Origin of the sequence: Micromonospora saelicesensis, assembly GCF_900091575.1 — a bacterium.
Classification (GTDB): Bacteria; Actinomycetota; Actinomycetes; order Mycobacteriales; family Micromonosporaceae; genus Micromonospora; species Micromonospora saelicesensis.
Genome location: NZ_FMCR01000002.1, coordinates 1,000,521 through 1,018,878, shown reverse-complemented (window position 1 = coordinate 1,018,878; position 18,358 = coordinate 1,000,521). Strand labels below are relative to the sequence as shown.

Annotated in this window: 15 protein-coding genes; 13 read left to right on the top strand and 2 right to left on the bottom strand. The window is 69.3% G+C overall.

Going from position 1 to position 18,358, the window contains the following annotated elements; all coding sequences use genetic code 11:
• The first annotated feature begins 45 nt into the window (after positions 1 to 45).
• From GA0070561_RS12445 to GA0070561_RS12430, 4 genes are all read left to right on the top strand, one after another.
• Positions 46 to 693: a hypothetical protein gene (locus GA0070561_RS12445; protein WP_141710366.1), complete on the top strand. Its 648-nt coding sequence runs from the start codon at positions 46 to 48 to the stop codon at positions 691 to 693.
• Positions 694 to 769: 76 nt separating this feature from the next.
• A complete protein-coding gene (locus GA0070561_RS12440; RefSeq protein WP_091399816.1) occupies positions 770 to 1,606 on the top strand; it encodes an alpha/beta fold hydrolase in 837 nt (278 codons plus the stop codon).
• Positions 1,599 to 2,189 (top strand): TetR/AcrR family transcriptional regulator, encoded by a 591-nt coding sequence (locus tag GA0070561_RS12435; RefSeq protein WP_091399814.1) that lies wholly within the window; start codon positions 1,599 to 1,601, stop codon positions 2,187 to 2,189. Before GA0070561_RS12440 ends, GA0070561_RS12435 begins: the two co-directional genes overlap by 8 nt.
• Before the next feature lie 116 nt (positions 2,190 to 2,305).
• Positions 2,306 to 2,620, top strand: coding sequence for a chorismate mutase (locus GA0070561_RS12430; protein ID WP_091399812.1), 315 nt, complete (start codon positions 2,306 to 2,308; stop codon positions 2,618 to 2,620).
• A 19-nt stretch (positions 2,621 to 2,639) separates the two neighbouring features.
• Here GA0070561_RS12430 and GA0070561_RS12425 read toward each other — a convergent pair whose 3' ends face one another.
• Positions 2,640 to 3,482, bottom strand: a complete 843-nt coding sequence (locus tag GA0070561_RS12425; RefSeq protein ID WP_091399810.1) for an IclR family transcriptional regulator — start codon at positions 3,480 to 3,482, stop codon at positions 2,640 to 2,642.
• 111 nt (positions 3,483 to 3,593) lie between these two features.
• Here GA0070561_RS12425 and GA0070561_RS12420 point away from each other — a divergent pair, with 111 nt between their 5' ends.
• The 7 genes from GA0070561_RS12420 to GA0070561_RS12390 all read left to right on the top strand — a co-directional run bounded on the left by GA0070561_RS12420 (position 3,594) and on the right by GA0070561_RS12390 (position 12,505).
• A complete protein-coding gene (locus tag GA0070561_RS12420) occupies positions 3,594 to 4,841 on the top strand; it encodes an ABC transporter substrate-binding protein (protein ID WP_167362381.1) in 1,248 nt (415 codons plus the stop codon).
• 76 nt (positions 4,842 to 4,917) lie between these two features.
• Entirely contained in the window at positions 4,918 to 5,871 is a 954-nt protein-coding gene (locus GA0070561_RS12415) for a carbohydrate ABC transporter permease (RefSeq protein ID WP_091399807.1), read from the top strand.
• Positions 5,868 to 6,698: a carbohydrate ABC transporter permease gene (locus GA0070561_RS12410; protein ID WP_091399805.1), complete on the top strand. Its 831-nt coding sequence runs from the start codon at positions 5,868 to 5,870 to the stop codon at positions 6,696 to 6,698. The genes GA0070561_RS12415 and GA0070561_RS12410 overlap by 4 nt, the downstream gene beginning before the upstream one ends.
• Before the next feature lie 8 nt (positions 6,699 to 6,706).
• Positions 6,707 to 7,888 carry a mandelate racemase/muconate lactonizing enzyme family protein gene (locus GA0070561_RS12405; protein WP_091399803.1) on the top strand — a complete coding sequence of 394 codons (1,182 nt, stop codon included), beginning with the start codon at positions 6,707 to 6,709 and terminating at the stop codon, positions 7,886 to 7,888.
• Positions 7,885 to 9,093 carry a fumarylacetoacetate hydrolase family protein gene (locus GA0070561_RS12400; RefSeq protein ID WP_091399802.1) on the top strand — a complete coding sequence of 403 codons (1,209 nt, stop codon included), beginning with the start codon at positions 7,885 to 7,887 and terminating at the stop codon, positions 9,091 to 9,093. The genes GA0070561_RS12405 and GA0070561_RS12400 overlap by 4 nt, the downstream gene beginning before the upstream one ends.
• On the top strand, positions 9,090 to 10,607 hold the full coding sequence (locus GA0070561_RS12395) for an aldehyde dehydrogenase family protein (protein ID WP_091399800.1): 1,518 nt from the start codon (positions 9,090 to 9,092) through the stop codon (positions 10,605 to 10,607). The genes GA0070561_RS12400 and GA0070561_RS12395 overlap by 4 nt, the downstream gene beginning before the upstream one ends.
• 350 nt (positions 10,608 to 10,957) lie before the next feature.
• Positions 10,958 to 12,505 (top strand): alpha/beta hydrolase-fold protein, encoded by a 1,548-nt coding sequence (locus GA0070561_RS12390; protein ID WP_167362380.1) that lies wholly within the window; start codon positions 10,958 to 10,960, stop codon positions 12,503 to 12,505.
• Between the two features lie 109 nt (positions 12,506 to 12,614).
• Here the strand turns inward: GA0070561_RS12390 and arfA are convergent, their stop codons facing one another.
• Positions 12,615 to 14,138 carry an arabinosylfuranosidase ArfA gene (arfA, locus tag GA0070561_RS12385; RefSeq protein ID WP_091399796.1) on the bottom strand — a complete coding sequence of 508 codons (1,524 nt, stop codon included), beginning with the start codon at positions 14,136 to 14,138 and terminating at the stop codon, positions 12,615 to 12,617.
• Between the two features lie 383 nt (positions 14,139 to 14,521).
• Here arfA and GA0070561_RS12380 point away from each other — a divergent pair, with 383 nt between their 5' ends.
• Together GA0070561_RS12380 and GA0070561_RS12375 are read left to right on the top strand one after the other, a co-directional pair.
• A complete protein-coding gene (locus GA0070561_RS12380) occupies positions 14,522 to 16,894 on the top strand; it encodes a glycoside hydrolase family 3 N-terminal domain-containing protein (RefSeq protein ID WP_091399794.1) in 2,373 nt (790 codons plus the stop codon).
• Between the two features lie 290 nt (positions 16,895 to 17,184).
• Positions 17,185 to 18,207: a LacI family DNA-binding transcriptional regulator gene (locus GA0070561_RS12375; RefSeq protein WP_091399792.1), complete on the top strand. Its 1,023-nt coding sequence runs from the start codon at positions 17,185 to 17,187 to the stop codon at positions 18,205 to 18,207.
• Positions 18,208 to 18,358: the final 151 nt, after the last annotated feature.

The following is an 18,358-nucleotide window of genomic DNA, read 5'->3' as shown; positions in this document are numbered from 1 at the left end:
AAACCTGAATCCGCCCCGGTGTCGGCCGCCAGCGCCGATGCCACCATGACAGCCGAAGCGATCGGCCTGCTGCGTGGCGGCACAGCGTTCGTCAATCAGACGAGTTATCGCAGCGACGTCGACATCGCCAGCCAGATCACGTCGCTGTCGCACACCGACAACGTCCACAAGCGCCTGACCGCCAAGGTCACCGCGCCGGGTGGCGTCATCGAGATCCGGATGATCGACGACGAGGTCTACATGAAGACCAGTCTGTTCCGCGGTGTCGGCGACGGATGGACGGTCCTCGACCCGGCCCGGGTGCCGTCGGACTTCGCCCTGAGCTTCGCACCGGGCAAGAACGACTCCGGCGGCTCCGGCCGCCTCATCGACGCGATCGTCACCGCACGAGTGGACGGTCCGGAGATCTCCGGGACGATCGACGCGACCCGGATTGCCGCCGGTAACGGGATCAGCTTCCGCCCCGGCCCCGGTGGCGTCTTTCCGGACAGCGCGCGCAGGCACGCGTTCCGGGCATCGCTGGACACCGAGGGTCGGCTGGTCAGCTTCCTGATGCCGGAGGCCAGCGGGCTGCCGAACGCGTCCCTGCGCTACAGCGATTTCGGTACGACCGTCACTGTCGCTCGCCCGCCCGGAGCGATCGCCGCCCCCGATGCCCTCTATCCCCAGCTCGGCCTGGGCGGAGGGGAGTAGCGGCGAGCGGCGTTTGCCCTCTGCGGCTAATGCGGTTAGCCTTTAGCTAATCACGTTAGCTTCAGTGGAGGGCGTCATGACCGAATACCTGGACATTTCCGGCAACACCATCGCCTACGACGTCACCGGGCAGGGCCCACTGGTCGTCCTGGCACACGGCATGGGCGACAGTCGGCACTCGTACCGCTTCGTCGCTCCGGCCCTGGCCGCGGCCGGATACCGGGTCGCCAACGTCGACATCCGTGGCTGCGGCGACTCCAGCCTCGGCTGGGGCGGCTACAGCCGCACCGACATCGCGGGTGATCTCGTCGCCGTCGTGCGCCACCTGGGCGGACCGGCCGTGCTGATCGGCCAGTCGATCAGCGGCGGTGCCGCGACCATCGCGGCCGCCACCGCGCCCGACCTGATCACCGGCGTCATCGAGCTGGCGCCGTTCACCCGCGCGCAGTCCTTCGACCTCGGCGGGTTGGTGCGGGTGAAGCGCTTCCGGGCCGGCTACCTCCAACTGGCGCAGGTACTCATCCGGGGCAGCCTGGCGAACTGGAAGAAGTACCTGGACGTGGCGATCCCCACCAAGCCCGCCGACTGGCACATTGAGCTGGCGCGCATCGAGGCCAAGCTGAGTGAGCCCGGCCGGATGAAGGTCCTCCAGTCCATGGCCAGGACCACCCCGGCCGACGCCGGTCGGCAACTGTCCAACGTCACCTGCCCGGTCCTGGTGATCCAGGGCAGCGCCGATCCCGACTGGGCCGACCCGCGGGCCGAGGGCGAGCGCATCCTCGCCGACCTGCCGCGTGGGCTCGGCGAGCTGGCTGTCATCGAGGGCGCCGGCCACTACCCGCACGCCCAGACGCCCGACGAGGTCCTCGCCCTGGCCCTGCCCTTCCTCGCCCGGACGCTCACCAATGCCTAAGGCCCGGCTCACCCCCGCATCGGTCACCGAAGCCGCGGCCGCGCTGGTCGACGAGGTCGGCTTCGACAACCTCAGCATGGGTCTGCTCGCCGAACGGCTCGGGGTCAAGACCCCCTCGCTCTACAAGCACGTCACCAGCCAGGCCGAGCTGGCGCACCGGATCGCCGTCCTGGCGATGACCGAGGCCGGCGATGTCATCCGCGACGCCATTCAGGGCCGGTCCGGCAGCGATGCCCTCGCCGCGGGCGCCCAGGCGATGCGGACGTACGTGCGGGAACACCCCGGCCGGTACGCGGCCGCCAACGCCACCCGCCCGACCGGCCCCGACGACCCGTTCATCCCGGCCAGCGAGCGGGTGCTCGCCTCGTGGGCGGCCATGCTGAGCGGGTACGACCTGGATCCCGGCCAGGAGATCCACGCCATGCGGACGCTGCGCAGCGTCCTGCACGGCTTCGCCACCCTGGAGGCGGCCGGTGGGTTCCAGATCGACGCGTCCGTCGACGAGAGCTTCACCTGGCTGATCAACTTCATCGATCAGGGCCTTCGCGCCGGCGTCGCCAGCGGCAGCGACGTCGCCCGCTGACACCGGGTCGCCTCGACCCGTACCGGCCGCCTCGCCGTGTGGTGCCCACCCCTGGCCGGGAGTGGTTGGGCCCGGCAGGGCTCGCAATACTTCGATTTCGTGCGACGATTTCTGGCGTGGCAGAGACTGCGGTGACGTTGACCGAGATCCGCGCTGGAATCGACGCACTGGATCGGGACCTGGTCGGCCTGCTCGCCCGGCGGGAGGCGCTGGTCCGGCAGGCGGCCCCGCTCAAGAGCGACGGCCAGGCGGTCCGCGCGCCGGACCGGGTGGCGCAGGTGGTGGCCCGGGTCCGCACCTTGGCCAGCGAGGCCGGCGCCGACCCGGATCTGATCGAGCGGATCTACCGGGGCATGATCCAGGCCTTCATCGACATGGAGACCGACGAGCATCACCGCATTACCGGCAGGTCGGCGCCGAGAACGCGGTGATCGCCCGGGACGTGCGCGCTCAGGTGGCGGAGCGGCTCTCCCCGTCCGGGCTCGCCAAGGCGGGCGGCGCGTAGCCGAGCTCGTACGAGATCTTGTTGGCGGTCTCCAGGAGCAGCGGAAGGTTGCTCTTGAGCTGGTCGAGGCTTGCGATGACCTCGATCGCCGTGATCGAGGCGGCGGCGATGACCTGCCCCCGCGAATCCCTGATCGGCGCGGCCACGCACATCACGTACGCGTCGTGCTCGCCGTTGTCCACGGCCCAGCCGCAGTCGTGGATGCGGGCAAGTTCGGCTTCCAGGGCGTCGTGGTCGGTGAAGGTGGTGTCGGTGAATTTCTCGAAGACGACGTGGGAGAGAAGACGGTCGCGTTCCTGCCGGGGAAGGTACGCCAGGATCGTCTTGCCCACAGCGCTCGCGTAGATGGACACCGCGCGTCCGACCCGCGAGGGCAGCTTGACGGCGTCGAACGCCGGGCTGTCCACCTTGTCGATATAGATGATCTCGTCGCCGGTCAGTTGCGCCAGGTGTACGGTGTGGCCGGTCGCGCGTTGCAGCGCACGCAGGTGTGCGGCCGCGGGCTGGCGGAGGTCCATCGAGCCGAGCGCGAGCTCGGACAGCTCGATCAGGCCGCTGCCGAGCACGTAGGTGCCCGCGCCGGTGCGGCGGACGAAGCGCGCGGACTCCAGTGTCTGCAGGATGCGCAGGGCTGTGGACTTGTGGACGCCGAGCACGTCCGCAGCCTCCGTGAGGGACAGCGGGTGCTCCGCGGATCGACGGATGAGGTCGATCGCGCGGCGGATTGATTGCGCCAAGGCCGTGTCTCCCCTCGCGCGACGGGCAGCGCCGCCGCTGTCATTGCACATTATGCAATATAGATGACGCGATGCGCAATCGCCACTTGACACCGTTGCACATGGCGCTACGATCGTTGCAATTTAATCGGTTCGATGCCAACACGTAACAGTGGAGTAACGATGGGTAATAAGCGCGCTCATTTCGGCATCGCCAGGGCGACATGTGCCCTCGGCCTGGTCGCCACCCTCCTGACCGGTTGCGGCTCGGACGGCGATTCCGGCGACGGCGTCACCAAACTGACCTTCGCCGCCTCGACCTTCGGCGACCCGGGTCGCGGGCCGCTGTTGACGAAGTGGCTCGACGAGTTCAACCAGAGCCAGACCAAGGTCCAGGTGTCCGCCGCCGCGGTGCCGTACCCGACCTTCGGCCAGACCGTGCTCACGCAGATGGGCAGCGGCAAGGGCCCCGACCTGGTCCGCTTCGACATGCCCGAGTTCGAGGCGGCCTCGGACGCCGGCCTCATCGCGCCGCTGGACAAGGTGATCGACGCCGGCAAGTACGACCTGCTCAAGCAGCCGGACCAGTTCATGGTCCACGACGGTGTCCGGCACGGCGTCATCTTCGAGGCGTCGAACTACGCGATGTTCTACAACGCGGACCTGATCCCGACGCCGCCGACCACCTACGAGCAGTTCACCTCCACCGCGAAGTCGCTGACCAAGGGTGACGTCTTCGGCCTGGCGTTCCGTCAGACGGAGGCCGAGGAGGCCGGTGTCTGGCAGGACATCTTCAACTACGTCTACGGCTTCGGCGGGGCGTGGTCCGACGGCAAGAACCTGACGATCAACTCGCCGGAGAACCTCAAGGGCCTGCAGGCGTTCAAGGACCTGTACGACGCGAACGTGATCCCGCGCGGAGCGGACGCGGCCACCTTCCGGCGGATGTTCGCCGAGGGCAAGGTCGGGATGGAGCTCAACAACGGCGGCTACGTGACCGCCACCCGCGGCCAGAACGCCAAGCTGAACTTCAACGTCGCGCCCATCCCGTTCCCGGTCCGCAAGCAGGGCGCGATCCTCGCACCGATCGTGATCAACGAGGCGAGCGAGGGCAAGGACGAGGCCGGCACCTTCATCAAGTGGGCGCTGGAGCCGCAGAACCAGGTCAAGCTGCAGGAGATCCTCGGCGCGAGCAGCGTGGCCACCACCACGCAGCGCAGCGCGGAGGCGCTCAAGGCGACCCCGTTCCTCCCCGTCTTCGACGGACTCACCGAGACCAGCCTGCCGCAGATCGTGCTGGGGTTCGAGGCCAAGACGCCGGACATCCGCAAGGTGGTCGTGCAGAACGTGGTCGCGGCACTTCAGGGCAAGGCCGACCTCAAGTCGGCACTGGATCGTGCCCAGCAGCAGGCGAGCGAACTGGTCCGCTGACCGCTCGACACGGCGACGCTGCCGGCGCAACGATCCGTGCGCCGGCAGCGTCCTTCCCCCAGAAGGATCGAACCCGATGACTGTGGTCGAGCAGACCGGAGCACCGAAGACAACAACCCCAGGCCGGCCCCGGCGTCGGCCCAGCCCGCTGGGTAGCAAGTGGACGCCGTACCTCTTCCTGGCACCCGCCGCCCTGTTCATCCTCGTCTTCCAGGCGGTACCCCTCGTCCAGGAGGTGTACCTCAGCTTCACCAGGACGAGGCTGCTCAACCCCACCCGCAGCGAGTGGGTCGGGCTCGACAACTTCAACCGGATCTTCGGCGACCCCGAGTTCCACCGCACCCTGCTGATCACCTTCGTCTACGTGATCACCTGTGTGATCGTCGCGATCGGCGCCGGACTCGCCGTCGCGCTCCTGCTCAACAAGAAATTCCGCGGCCGGGGCATGGCGCGGGCGCTGGTGACCGTCCCCTGGGCCGCTCCGGGCATCGCGGTCGCGCTCATCGCCACCTGGATGCTCAACGCGCAGTACGGCATCGTGAACCGTGTCCTCGACGCGGTCGGGCTCGGCGTCCCGGGTGGCGCCATCCTGGACAGCTCGCGCTACGCGCTCCCGGCGGTGCTCGCCACCACCATCTGGCAGCTGTTCCCGTTCACCTCCGTGGTGCTGCTCTCCGCCCTGCAGTCCGTTCCGCAGGACCTCAACGAGGCCGCGACAGTGGACGGCGCCGGACGATGGGCCACCTTCCGCGCTGTCACCTGGCAGGTCATCAAGCCGACCGTGGGCCTGCTGGCCCTGCTGATGACGATCTGGTCGCTGCGGCGGTTCGAGCTGATCTGGCTGATGACCAAGGGCGGACCGGTCGGTGCCACCGAGACGCTCGTCATCGACCTCTACTCGCAGGCGTTCGACTCGAAGGAACTCGGATCGGCGGCGGCCATCGGAATGGTCGGCGTCGTCATCTCGCTCATCGTCATCATCGGCAGCCGCCTGGTCGCCCGTGCCGTGGAGAAGGGGGACGTCCGATGAGGCGCTTCCGATTCGGTGTCACCGCACGGATCGTCGCCGTGCTCGTCGTGCTGGGCGTCGCGGTGTTCCCGCTGTACTGGATGTTCGTCACGGCACTGTCCAGCAACAGCGACCTCTTCGCCGATCAGCCCCGGCTCACACCCGACCTCGGCCAGTTCGGGGTCTTCGTGGACGCGCTCGCCGAGGGCAAGGCGGCCGGGTGGCTGCTGAACAGCCTGATCATCGCCGTCGGCACGATGGTGCTCTCCGTCGGCCTGGGCATCCCGCTCGGTTACGCGCTGTCCCGGTTCTCGTTCTGGGGCAAGGCCGTGCTGACCGTCGTGCTGCTGTTCACGCAGATGCTTCCCGAGGCGCTCATGGTCGTCCCGCTGTTCGCGCTGTTCCGCCGCTTCGAACTGCTCGACTCGCTGACCGGCCTCGTCCTGGTGAACTCCGCCTTCGTCCTACCGATCGTCGCGCTGATCCTCAAGGGCGCCATCGACGGCATCCCGAAGGAGTTGGAGGAGGCCGCGCGCGCCGACGGCGCCCGGCCCTTCACCACACTGACCCGCATCAACGTGCCGCTCATCGCGCCGTCGATCGCGGCCACCGCTGTCATCGCCTTCTTCCACGCCTGGAACGAGTACGTGTTCGCGGTGACGTTCATCTTCAACCCCGACCTTCAGCCCGCCTCCGTCGGCATCGCGAACTTCATCGGCGAACTGGGTACACCGATCCAGACGGTGATGGCTGTCGCCTTCCTGTTCACGCTGCCCGCCGTCGCCTTCTACCTGTTGGTGCAGAAGTACGTGGTGTCCGGCATGACCGCCGGTGCGGTGAAGGGTTGAGCCGAAAGATGAAGATCGTCTCTGTCGACACACTGGTCGTCGACTTCTACCGTACGAACCTCGTCATCGTGCGGGTCCACACCGACGAGGGGATCATCGGGCTCGGTGAGGCCACCCTGGAGGGCAAGGAACGTGCCGTCCAGGGCGCCATCGCCGAGCTGGCCGAGGCGGTGGTGGGCCTGGATCCCACCAGCATCTCCAAGATCCTCTACGAGACCGCGCGGGACTGGTACTGGCGCGGCGGGCCGGTGATCATGACGGCGTTGAGCTCGCTGGAGATGGCCCTCTGGGACATCTCGGCGCGCGAGCTCGGCGTACCGGTCTCCCGGCTTCTCGGTGGCGCGACCCGAGACCGGGTCCGCGCGTACGCCAATGGTTGGTTCTCGGGTGCCGTCACGCCGGAGGACTACGCGGCCGCCGCGCGCCGGACTGTGGAGTCGGGCTTCCGGGGCCTCAAGTGGGACCCGTTCGAGAACTACGACCTGACCATCACCACCGCCCAGTTGGACCGGGTGCTGGCCCAGATCGACGCCGTCCGCCAGGCGGTGGGCCGCGAGGTGGAGCTGTTCGTCGAGGGGCACGGCCGCTTCGACGTCCGCCACGCCATCAAGGTCGCCAAAGAGATCGCCCAGTTCGACCCGGTGTGGTTCGAGGAGCCCTGCCCACCGGACAACCTCGATGCGCTCGTCGACATCCGTCGCGCGTCGCCGGTGCCGATCGCCGCGGGGGAGCGGTGGTACGGACGGCAGGGCTTCGCGCCGGCGCTGGCCCGCCAGGCGGTCGACTTCGTCCAGCCCGACGTGACGCACGCCGGTGGGATCGCCGAGCTGGCCTTCATCTCCACGCTCGCCGCGACCAGCTACGTGGGCTTCGCGCCGCACAACCCGAGTGGTCCACTCAGCACCGCCGCGACGCTGCAACTCGGGGCGACGTTGCCCAACTTCCGGTACCTGGAGATCATGGCGACCGACGTGCCCTGGCGTCCCGAGATCACCAACGAGCGGCTGGTGCTGACCGACGACGGCGACATCCTCATCCCGACCGGGATCGGCCTGGGCATCGAGGTGGATCTCACCGCGATCGAGCAGCATCCGTTCACACCGCACCCGCTGCGGATGTTCCAGGACGCCGTCTTCGACATCCGTCCCCGCGACGAGCGGTCCTTCTTCAACCTGGAGAGCGACTCATGACGCTGCCACGGCCCCGGGGGTCGGCCGCGGCCGCGGACTGGGTCGGTACCGCCGCCGAAGCGTTGCCCGACGATGCCGACAGCGTCCTCATCGGCCGGATCTGGGACCCGTCCGGCGACGGCCCCTCACCGGTGACCGTCCGCGACGGCGAGGTCATCGACATCAGCCACCGGTTCCCGACCGTCCGCGACATCTGCGAGCTGCCCGATCCCGCCGCGACGGTGGCCGGGCTCGACGGGCCGAGGGTGGGCGGCTTCGGGGAGATACTGGCCAACACGGGGGCCGCGACCCGGGACCGTGACCGGCCCTGGTTGCTCGCCCCGGTCGACCTCCAGGCGCTCAAGGCCGCGGGCGTGACCTTCCCGATCTCCATGATCGAGCGGGTGATCGAGGAACGGGCGCGGGGAGACCTTGCGCTGGCAGCGGACATCCGGCACCGCATGCTCGCCGACGTCGGTGTCGACCTGCACAGCCTGGAGCCGGGCTCGCCGGAGGCGGATCGGCTCAAGAGTCTGCTGGTCGCCGAGGGCATGTGGAGCCAGTACCTGGAGGTGGGCATCGGCCCGGACGCCGAGATCTTCACCAAGGGACAGATCCTCTCCGCCGTCGGCACCGCCGTTCCGGTCGGCGTGCTCGCCGCGTCGACCTGGAACAACCCGGAACCCGAGGTCACGCTCATCGTCCAGTCCAGTGGCCGGATCGTCGGCGCCACCCTCGGCAACGACGTGAACCTGCGCGACATCGAGGGCCGCTCGGCGCTCCTGCTTCCCCTGGCGAAGGACAACAACGCCTCCTGCGCCCTCGGCCCCCTGATCCGGCTCTTCGACGACCGGTTCGACATGGATCGGGTACGCGAACTCGAGGTGCGCCTGGAGGTTCGCGGCGAGGACGGTTTCCACCTGGAGGCGGTCTCGGAGATGACCCAGATGTCGCGTGATCCCGAGGAGCTGGTCCGGCAGCTGATCGGGCCGCACCACCACTATCCCGACGGCGCCGCCCTGATGCTCGGCACCATGTTCGCGCCCATCCAGGACCGGGACCGCCCCGGTGAGGGCTTCACCCACAAGGTCGACGACGTGGTACGGATCAGCTGCCCGGCGCTCGGCACCCTGGTCAACCGGGTGCGGCACGCGGAGGAGTGCGAGCCCTGGCACTTCGGCGTCCGCGATCTCATGGGCAATCTGGTAAGGAGAGGACTGCTGTGAACGTGGTCATCACTGTCGATCCGCGCGACGGTCAGCGTCGCGCGACGGAGCTCACCGAGACCGACGAGTCCCGGCTGGAGGTGATCGCCGGTCAGACGTCCCCCGCGGCGCAGTGGCTGGCCGCGCGGGGGAGGCTCGGCCGCGCGGAGTTGCTGGACGCGATCGCCGCGTCGCTGGAGTCCCGTCGGGTGGATCTGGTCGCCGCCGCCGAGGCGGAGACCGGGCTGAGCCACGCGCGACTCGACCAGGAACTCACCCGGGCGGCGCTGCAGTTCCGGATGTTCGGCGAGGTGCTGCGCGACGGAGCGTACGTCGAGGCGACCATCGACCACGCCGCCGACACACCGCTCGGACGTGGCCCGGACCTGCGGCGGATGCTCGTACCCCTCGGGCCGGTCGCCGTCTTCGGGGCGAGCAACTTCCCGTTCGCCTTCTCGGTCGCTGGCGGTGACACGGCCGCCGCGCTCGCCGCCGGGTGCCCGACGATCCTGAAGGCCCACCCGTCGCACCCGCTGACCTCACACGCCTCCGCCGCCGCGATCGAGTCGGCCGTCCGCGACCTCGGCGGGCCCGAGGGTGTCGTCGCGACCGTGTACGGGGAGCAGGCCGGTCGCGCGCTGGTGCGTCATCCGGCGATCCGCGCGGCCGCCCTGACCGGCTCGGTCAACGCCGCCCGCGCCATCCAGGCGGCCATCGACGAACGACCCGACCCCATTCCCCTGTACGCCGAACTGAGCAGCGTGAACCCGATCGTCGTCCTGCCCGACGCGGCCGCCGCCCGAGCAGACCAGATCGCCGAGGGGTTGTTCGGCTCCTTCACGAACTCGGGCGGTCAGTTGTGCACCAAGCCCGGCCTGGCGTTCGTTCCGTCAGATCCGGGTGGTGACGGCCTGGTCGACGCGCTGCGGGCGAGAGTCGACGCGTCGGGCGGAACGGTCCTGCTCAACGAGCGCATCCGGGACGCGTACGAGAACCAGTCCACCGAGTTCGAGCGGGCCGGCGCCCGGGTGTCGGCGCGGCCGAAGGTCGAACCCGGCGCGGGCTTCACAGTGGCACCGACCCTCCTGGAGGTCGGCCTCGCCGGCCTGACCGCCGAGATCGCCGAGGAGTGCTTCGGCCCGCTCCTGATCGTGGTCCGCTACGACGACGCCGCCGACCTCGACGCCGCGCTGGCCACCGTCCCGCCGTCGCTGACCGGCTCGCTTCATCGCGGACCGGGCGACGACGCCGACGTCGTACGCCGACTGGTCGACGTGCTCGCCGCCCGCGCGGGTCGCATCGTCTTCGACGGCTATCCCACCGGTGTCCGGGTGTCGTGGGCCCAGCACCACGGTGGACCGTGGCCGTCGACAAACGCCGTGCACACGTCGGTGGGCGCCACGTCGATCCGACGGTTCCTCCGCCCGCTGGCGTGGCAGGACGCCCCGGTCTGGGTCCTCCCCGAAGAGTTGCGCGACGAGTACACCGCCATCTCCCGGCGAGTCGACGGGAGGTTGCAGCCAGCGGTCGAATAACCGCGTCTGCCGGTCTCTTCCGGGCGCGTTTCCGGGCCACCTGCGACTGGCGCGCGAATTCCTTGACGAAACTGACCCGACAGAGAATTCGCGCGCCAGTTGTCCTGGTGCCGCTGAAGCGCGCCTGAATTGTTTGGACGCGATTCTCCGCTCTGATTTCCGTCTTGACCGTCAATGCAATTCATGGTTCCGTTTTCGACAGGGAACGATGTTAGCGCTCGCATGGCTGCATCGCTCGTTACTGGTATCCCTTCACCTCACCATCGAATGGTCGGTCGGCCGCTCGGTGCGGTCTGACCACACGCCGAAGAGGGAGCAGGAACATGCCCGTCGCACCTCCCCGTCCCCCGATGCCGGCACCGACACGCCGGCTGATGCTCGCGCTGCTCGCCGCCGTCACCGTGACGGCCGGAACGCTCGCCGCCCCGGCGGCCTCGGCGGCACCGCCGGCGCCGCTGGGCCCGACCGTCACCCGCACCGACAAGCCCCCGACCGGGTACACCGTCACCTTCCGGTACCGGGCGCCCGAGGACGTCCAGCAGGTCCACGTCTACGGCGACTGGTTCTACTCCCGACCCGAGAACATCGCCTGCCAGGACTGCGGTGACGCGCGGCCGCCCGCCGAGTGGCAACCCGGCGACGTCGCGGCCACCCCGTGGCACATCCAGGCCATGCGGAAGGGCCCCGACGGGGTCTGGACCTTCACCACCCCGCTGCCGGCGGGCACCTTCCGCTACGCGTTCACGCACGACTGCGCCAACGAACTCGCGACCGGCTGTGCCCTGCACGACGACCCGGCCAACCGGTGGCAGATCCAGCCGCAGTACCCGGGAGCGCCTGGCGCGGTACGCAGCACGATCTACGTCCCGGCCAGTAGGAAGTTCCCGACGTACGACACCGGTTACCAGGCGCCGGTCGCCAAGGTCGGCCGGCTGGAGTCGCGGCGATACACCTCGCCGCTGTCGACCAACCCGGCGGGAGTCCACGACATCGTCGTCTACCTGCCGCACGGCTACGACCCCAACCGGGCCACGCCGTACCCGACCCTCTACCTGAGCCACGGCAGCGGCGACCACTCGACCGCCTGGACGATGCAGGGCGTGGCCCACCTCATCCTGGAGAACGCCATCAAGGACCGGGCGGCCCAGCCCATGGTGATCGTGTCCACCGACTTCAACGGCCTCCCCGGTGGCAACGAGGGCTACGTCAACGAACTGCGGAACAACATCTTCCCGTTCGTCGAGCAGAACTACCGCGTCTCGACCCGGGCGCAGGACCGCGCGTTCGCCGGCTTCTCCGCAGGTGGCAGTCGGGCGTACACGATCATGTACAACCACACCGACCTGTTCGGCTACCACGCGGCCTGGAGCGCGGGCGGCCCGGCAGCCACCCAGGCCCAGGTCGACAGCATGAAGTCGGTGGCCGGCGGCATCATGATCGGCACCGGGCTGCAGGACCGGCTGGGCAACATCGCCGAGAACTCGCAGCGCAACGCCGCCGCCCTGCGGGCCGCCGGCGTCGAACTGGACGAGTACAACGTGCCGGGCGTGCACACCTGGCACGTGTGGCGTCCGCTGCTGAACCACTACCTGCGCACCCTGACGTTCCGGGCCACCACCACCGATCTCGACGTCACCACGTCACCGGCGGGCCTGTCGCACCACACGAAGGTCAGCGCCACCGCGACGGTCGGCACGGTCAGCACCAGCACGTCGGTACCCTCCGGCACCGTCGACTTCTACGCGGGTGACACGCACCTCGGGTCGGCCCCGGTGCACCACGGTGTCGCCCGGCTGAAGAAGACCGTCCACGGTGAGCTGAACGCGCCGGTCGTCGCCCGCTATCGGGGCGACAAGCTGTTCAACGACTCCCGGAGCGATCCGGTCGACGCCCGGTAGTCCCAGGCTGGACCCCGTACTCCCTGTGGTGGGGAAGCCCCGGCCGCGCGCACCTGGTGAAGCCAGGGTGTGCGCGGCCGGGGCACGTCCGGGACCGTTCGTCAGCCGATCACGGGGTCGTGTCGGTGGCGCGCAGGCGCAGCATGGTCCAGGACGCCGGCGGAAGAGTGAGCTGGACGCTGGCGTCGGCGCCGCGTGCCGTGCCATTGGGGCGTGGCGCGGCGTGGTCCGGACCGTCGGCCGTGTTCTTGGCGTGCAGGTCGGTGCCGCCGACGGTGACGCACTCGATGATGTCGCCGACCTGGGCGCCAGCGACGTCGATGGTCACCTCGGCCGGGGTTTCGAGGGCGCGGTTGACGAGGAAGACGGTCATCTCCCCGGCGTTGTCGTCCCAGGTGGAGACCGCGTCGACCGCGTCGATCTCACCGTAGCGGTCGGTGGTCGTCGTGCTGCCCTCGCGCAGCACGTCCAACACGGTGCCCTGAGCGTGCCGGGCGGTGCGGGCGAAGGGGTGGAAGATGGTCTGCCGCCAGGCCGAACCGCCCACCTCGGTCATGATCGGTGCGATGACGTTGACCAGTTGGGCCTGGCAGGCCGCGCTCACCCGGTCGCTGTGCCGCAGCAGGCTGATGAGCAGGCTGCCGACGACGACCGCGTCGGCCACGCTGTAGTGGTCCTCCAGCAGCGGCGGCGCGACCGGCCAGTCCTCGCCGCTCGGCGGCGTGGACGGGGCGGCGGACTGGTACCAGACGTTCCACTCGTCGAACGCGATCATGATCTTCTTGGTCGACCGACGGATCGCTCCGACCGAGTCGGCGATGGCGGTGACGGCGTCGATGTACCTGTCCATGTCCTCGGCCGAGGCGAGGAAGCTGGCCAGGTCGTCGTCGACCGGCTGGTAGTACGCGTGCAGCGAGATCAGGTCCACGTCGTCGTACGCCTCGGTCAGCACGTCGCGCTCCCAGCTGCCGAAGGTCGGCATACCGAGGTGGGAGGAGCCGCAGGCGACGAGCTCGAGATCGGGATCGAAGCGGCGCATGGCCTTCGCTGTCTGCGCCGCGAGTCGCCCGTACTCGGTCGCGCTGCGCTGACCCACCTGCCACGGGCCGTCCATCTCGTTGCCCAGGCACCACAGCTTGATCCCGTACGGATCGACAGCGCCGTTGTCGCGGCGCTGGTCGGCGAGGTGGCTTCCACCGCGGTGATTGGCGTACTCGAGCAGGTCGACAGCCTCGGCGGTGCCACGGGTGCCGAGGTTGACCGCCATGATCGGATCCACACCGGCCTTGCCGACCCACCGCATGAACTCGTCGAGCCCGAACTCGTTGGTTTCCAGGCTGTGCCAGGCGAGGTCGAGCCTCGCCGGTCGTTTGTCGACCGGGCCGACGCCGTCCTCCCAGCGGTAGGAGGAGACGAAGTTGCCGCCGGGATAGCGGACCGTGGTGACGCCCAGCTCGCGCACCAGCTCAAGGACGTCGCCCCGGAAGCCGTCGGCGTCGGCCGTCGGGTGCCCCGGCTCGTAGATTCCGTTGTAGACGCAGCGACCCAGGTGCTCCACGAACGAGCCGAAGAGCCGACGCGGCACCGGCGCGACGCGTCGGCGGGGGTCCACTGTCAGACGGGCCGTGTGCACGCCGTTCTCGGGCGCGCTGTCGAGGTGGGTGTTCAGGGCTGGCTCCCTTCGTGCAGGTCCGACGCCGGCGGCACTGCCCGGGCGCCGGGACCGAGGGGTGGTGGAGGCACTGTGAGCTCTGGACAACGTGATCGTCTTCGATTACGTTCTCGATCTATGTAAACGTTACCGATTACGTTTACGTAAGGGAACATGGCGCCTGGATCAATGTCCCGCTGGCACGGCCCCGGCCATGCCGCCCCAGCTGACCGGGTGTCCGGCTCCCGCCCGCCTCGCCGCCACCGCTTCCCGGCCGTCGTCCGCAGCTCACGTCGCCAGGTGCCGGCGGTGTGGTGACCGACGAGGCCGAAAGACCAGCTTGTCGCGGTGAATGGGGTGACCGGGTGACCACTGTTGAGCCGGAGATCGAGGCGACCTACACGGATGCGGCAGCGCCCGTCGACGAACGGGTGTCGGATCTGCTGGCCCGGATGACCCGCGAGGAGAAGCTCGCGCAACTGGGCAGCACGTGGGCGTTCACACTGCTGGAGGGCGGACGGTTCGCGGCCGAGCGGGCCCGGCCGATCCTGCGACACGGCCTGGGGCACGTGACCCGCGTCGCGGGCGCGACCAGCCTGAAGGCAGCGCAGGTGGCGCGGGCCGCCAACGCGATCCAGCGTTTCCTGGTCAGCGAGACCCGGCTGGGGATCCCGGCGATCGTGCACGAGGAGGTCTGCTCGGGGGTCATGGCCCGCGAGGCGACCATCTTCCCGCAGGCGATCGGCGTCGCGAGCACCTGGGCGCCGGAGCTGAACCGGCAGCTGGCGGACGCCGTTCGCGCACAGATGCGCGCCATGGGAAGCCACCAGGGGCTCTCGCCGGTGCTGGACGTGGTGCGTGACCCACGGTGGGGCCGGACCGAGGAGACCTACGGCGAGGACCCGTACCTGGTGTCCCGGATGGGGGTGGCGTTCGTCCGGGGCCTTCAGGGCGCCGACCTGACCGACGGCGTCCTCGCCACCGCCAAGCACTTCGTCGGCTACGGGGCGTCCGAGGGTGGGCTGAACTGGGCGCCGGCCCACCTGCCGCCGCGTCTGCTACGCGAGGTGTACCTGTATCCGTTCGAGGCCGCGGTCCGCGACGGCGGTCTCCAGTCGGTGATGGCCGGTTACCACGAGCTCGACGGCGTCCCGTGCCATGCCAACCGTGAACTCCTCGCCGACGTCCTGCGTGGGCAGTGGGGCTTCACGGGCAGCGTGGTCTCGGACTACTTCGCCGTCAACGACCTCCACTCGTACCACCACTTCGCGCAGGACAAGCAGCAGGCCGCGACGGTGGGCCTCGGCGCGGGAGTGGACGTCGAGCTTCCGGCGACGGACGCGTACGCGGACGCCCTCACCCGCGCCCTGGACGCCGGCGAGGTCAGCGAGGCCCGGCTCGACGAGGCGGTCGCACGGGTCCTTCGGCACAAGGTCGAACTCGGGCTCTTCGAGAACCCGTACGTCGACGAGGACGCGGCCGCGACGTCGGCGAACGCCGAGCGGCACCGGAACGTGGCGCTGGAGATCGCCCGCCGCAGCCTCGTCCTGCTCAAGAACGACGGCGTGCTGCCGCTGCTCGCGGGAACCGGAACTGTCGCTCTCATCGGTCCGAACGCCGACGACGCCCGGCACCTGCTCGGTGACTACTCGTTCGCGGCCCACATCGAGGCGTTGATCGCGGCGCGCAAGCGGCGCGGCCTGCTCGGCGAAATGATGACGATCCCGGACGATCTGGAGATCGACGAGAGTACCGACGGTGTGCCGACTGTGCGGGACGAACTCGCGGCGAGGCTGGGCGACCGGCTGCGCTTTGCCCTGGGCTGCGACGTGCTCGACCCGTCGACCGAGGGGTTCGCCGAGGCGGTCGCGGCCGCCGCGGCGGCCGACGTCGCGGTGCTGGTCCTGGGGGACCGCTCGGGGCTGACGCCCGGGGCCACCACTGGTGAGTCGCGGGACCGGTCCAGTCTGGACCTGCCGGGCGTGCAGGAAGAGCTGGTCCGTGCCGTCGTCGCCACCGGCACACCCGTCGTGGCGGTGCTCGTCGCCGGCCGACCGGTGGGCAGCGACTTCCTGCACGAGGAGTGCGCTGCGGTGCTGATGGCCTGGTTGCCGGGGGAGACCGGGGCGCAGGCGATCGCCGAGGTGCTCCTCGGTGAGGTCAACCCGAGCGGAAAGCTGCCGATCTCGTACCCCCGCGGCGTGGGCCAGATCCCCGTCTTCTACGGCCACAAGGTGTCCGGCGGGCGGTCGCACTGGCACGGCGACTACGTGGATTCGCCGGTCGCGCCGCGATACGTCTTCGGCCACGGCCTCGGGTACACCTCGTTCGTGGTCGAGGACGCCACTGTGGGAAGCGCCGAGGTCCGCGCCGGGGACAGCGTCGGTGTCGAGGTCACGGTCACCAACACCGGACACCGAGCGGGGGAGCAGGTCGTGCAGCTCTACGTCCGCGACCCACAGGCCACGATCACCCGGCCGGTGCTGGAGCTGAAGGCCTTCGCCCGCGTCGAGGCCGCCGCCGGCCAGCGGGTGGCGGTGCGGTTCGCGCTCCCCACCGGCCAGCTCGGTTTCTACGACCGGAGCATGACCTACGCGGTGGAGGCCGGGCAGATCGAGGTGTACGTCGGCTTCTCGGCTGCCGACCACACCCATGCCGGCACTTTCGTCATCAGTGCGGACCCGGACCGGCCGCCGTCGAAGGTCTTTACCGGGACCGCCGAAGTTCGGCAGCTGTGAGCGTTCACTCCGGGTCGGGGAATGGTTCTTGACGGAGCGTGCCGTCCTGTTGCCAACGGGTGGCACCGACGCGGAAATCGGGTCCCACTTCGACCCCGGCGGAAGATGGCGATTGCGTTATTCGCAACGGCGCCCGAGGGTCAATCGCGCCCTTGCTGCCGTCCGGATAGGACGTTCTTGTTGGGCAGTCGGGTAAGGACCAAGAGGTCTTGTGTTCGTAATCGTTCTCAGTTACGTTGGCAACATCCTGGAAACGTAACCGATAACGATTGCAGTCCAGAGAGAGCGGCATGATTGAAGTCAATGCGCCGGTGACAATGAGTGATGTCGCCCGAGCTGCTGGCGTTTCCACCGCCACCGTCTCGCGCGTCGTCAACGGGCATTACGGCGTCAGCGCCCGCACAGTCGCTCAGGTGCGCTCCGCCATCGAGCAGCTCGGCTACGAGTCGAGCCTGGTGGCCACCAGCCTTCGGCGCAGCCGCACCAACGTCTTGGGCCTCGTGGCGCACAGCTTCCAGTCGTACACGGCGGAAGTGCTCAAGGGCGTGATGAAGGCGCTGAGCCGCTCGGGCTTCGATCTGATCATCTACGCCAACAGCGACCTCTACGGGTCGTATTCGGAGGGTTGGGAGCAGCGGCACCTGACCCGCCTGTCGGGCACCCTCACCGACGGGTGCATCGTCGTCACGCCCTGGGGTGATTTCCGGACCCGGACGCCGGTCGTGGCCATCGACCCGGTGCGGGGCTCGACGGCGCCCTCGGTGATTTCCGACAACCTCACGGGCGCCACCACCGCTGTCGAGCACCTGCTCGGCCTGGGCCATCGACGCATCGGGTTCATCGCCGGCCGCGACAGCCTGGCCTCGGCCTGGTCGCGGGAGGAGGGCTACCGGGCCGCACTGACCGCCGCCGGGGTTCCGGTCGACCCGACGCTGATCGGCCGGGGAGATTTCAACCCCGAGTCGGCAACTCCGCTGGCGCGGGTCCTGCTGCAACGACCGGACCCGCCATCGGCGATCTTCGCGGCGAGCGACGGGATGGCCCTCAAGGTCCTGGAGGTCGCCAGGGAACTGGGGTTCTCCGTGCCGGGGGACCTGTCCGTCGTGGGGTTCGACAACATCCCCGAGTCGGCGTTGACCCAGCCCGGTCTGACCACTGTGGACCAGTCGATGTATCAGCTCGGGTACGAAGCCGCGCGGATGCTGAAGTCACTGGTGACCGGCGAGTGGGACGAGCCGAGCCAGATCGTGCTCCCGACCAGCCTCGTCGTGCGCGACTCGACCGCACCACCGAAGAGTGCGGCACGACCATGACATCAACCCATGGGTGCACGAGCCTGATCGCTTCCGACGAAGCGGTCAGGTCAGGTGTGCCCGGGGCAGCAGCCTGAAGGAGGTGCACGCAGCACACACGGCCAGATCCACCGTTGAGTTGAGCCGGTCAGTCGGGTCGCATCCGCTGCCG

Bases quoted from the DNA above. Each gene is read 5' to 3' on its own strand.
- GA0070561_RS12445 (WP_141710366.1), top strand. From the start codon at position 46: ATGACAGCCGAAGCGATCGGCCTGCTGCGTGGCGGCACAGCGTTCGTC.
- GA0070561_RS12440 (WP_091399816.1), top strand. From the start codon at position 770: ATGACCGAATACCTGGACATTTCCGGCAACACCATCGCCTACGACGTC.
- GA0070561_RS12435 (WP_091399814.1), top strand. From the start codon at position 1,599: ATGCCTAAGGCCCGGCTCACCCCCGCATCGGTCACCGAAGCCGCGGCC.
- GA0070561_RS12425 (WP_091399810.1), bottom strand. From the start codon at position 3,482: ATGTGCAATGACAGCGGCGGCGCTGCCCGTCGCGCGAGGGGAGACACG.
- GA0070561_RS12420 (WP_167362381.1), top strand. From the start codon at position 3,594: ATGGGTAATAAGCGCGCTCATTTCGGCATCGCCAGGGCGACATGTGCC.
- GA0070561_RS12415 (WP_091399807.1), top strand. From the start codon at position 4,918: ATGACTGTGGTCGAGCAGACCGGAGCACCGAAGACAACAACCCCAGGC.
- GA0070561_RS12410 (WP_091399805.1), top strand. From the start codon at position 5,868: ATGAGGCGCTTCCGATTCGGTGTCACCGCACGGATCGTCGCCGTGCTC.
- GA0070561_RS12405 (WP_091399803.1), top strand. From the start codon at position 6,707: ATGAAGATCGTCTCTGTCGACACACTGGTCGTCGACTTCTACCGTACG.
- GA0070561_RS12400 (WP_091399802.1), top strand. From the start codon at position 7,885: ATGACGCTGCCACGGCCCCGGGGGTCGGCCGCGGCCGCGGACTGGGTC.
- GA0070561_RS12390 (WP_167362380.1), top strand. From the start codon at position 10,958: ATGCCGGCACCGACACGCCGGCTGATGCTCGCGCTGCTCGCCGCCGTC.
- GA0070561_RS12375 (WP_091399792.1), top strand. From the start codon at position 17,185: ATGATTGAAGTCAATGCGCCGGTGACAATGAGTGATGTCGCCCGAGCT.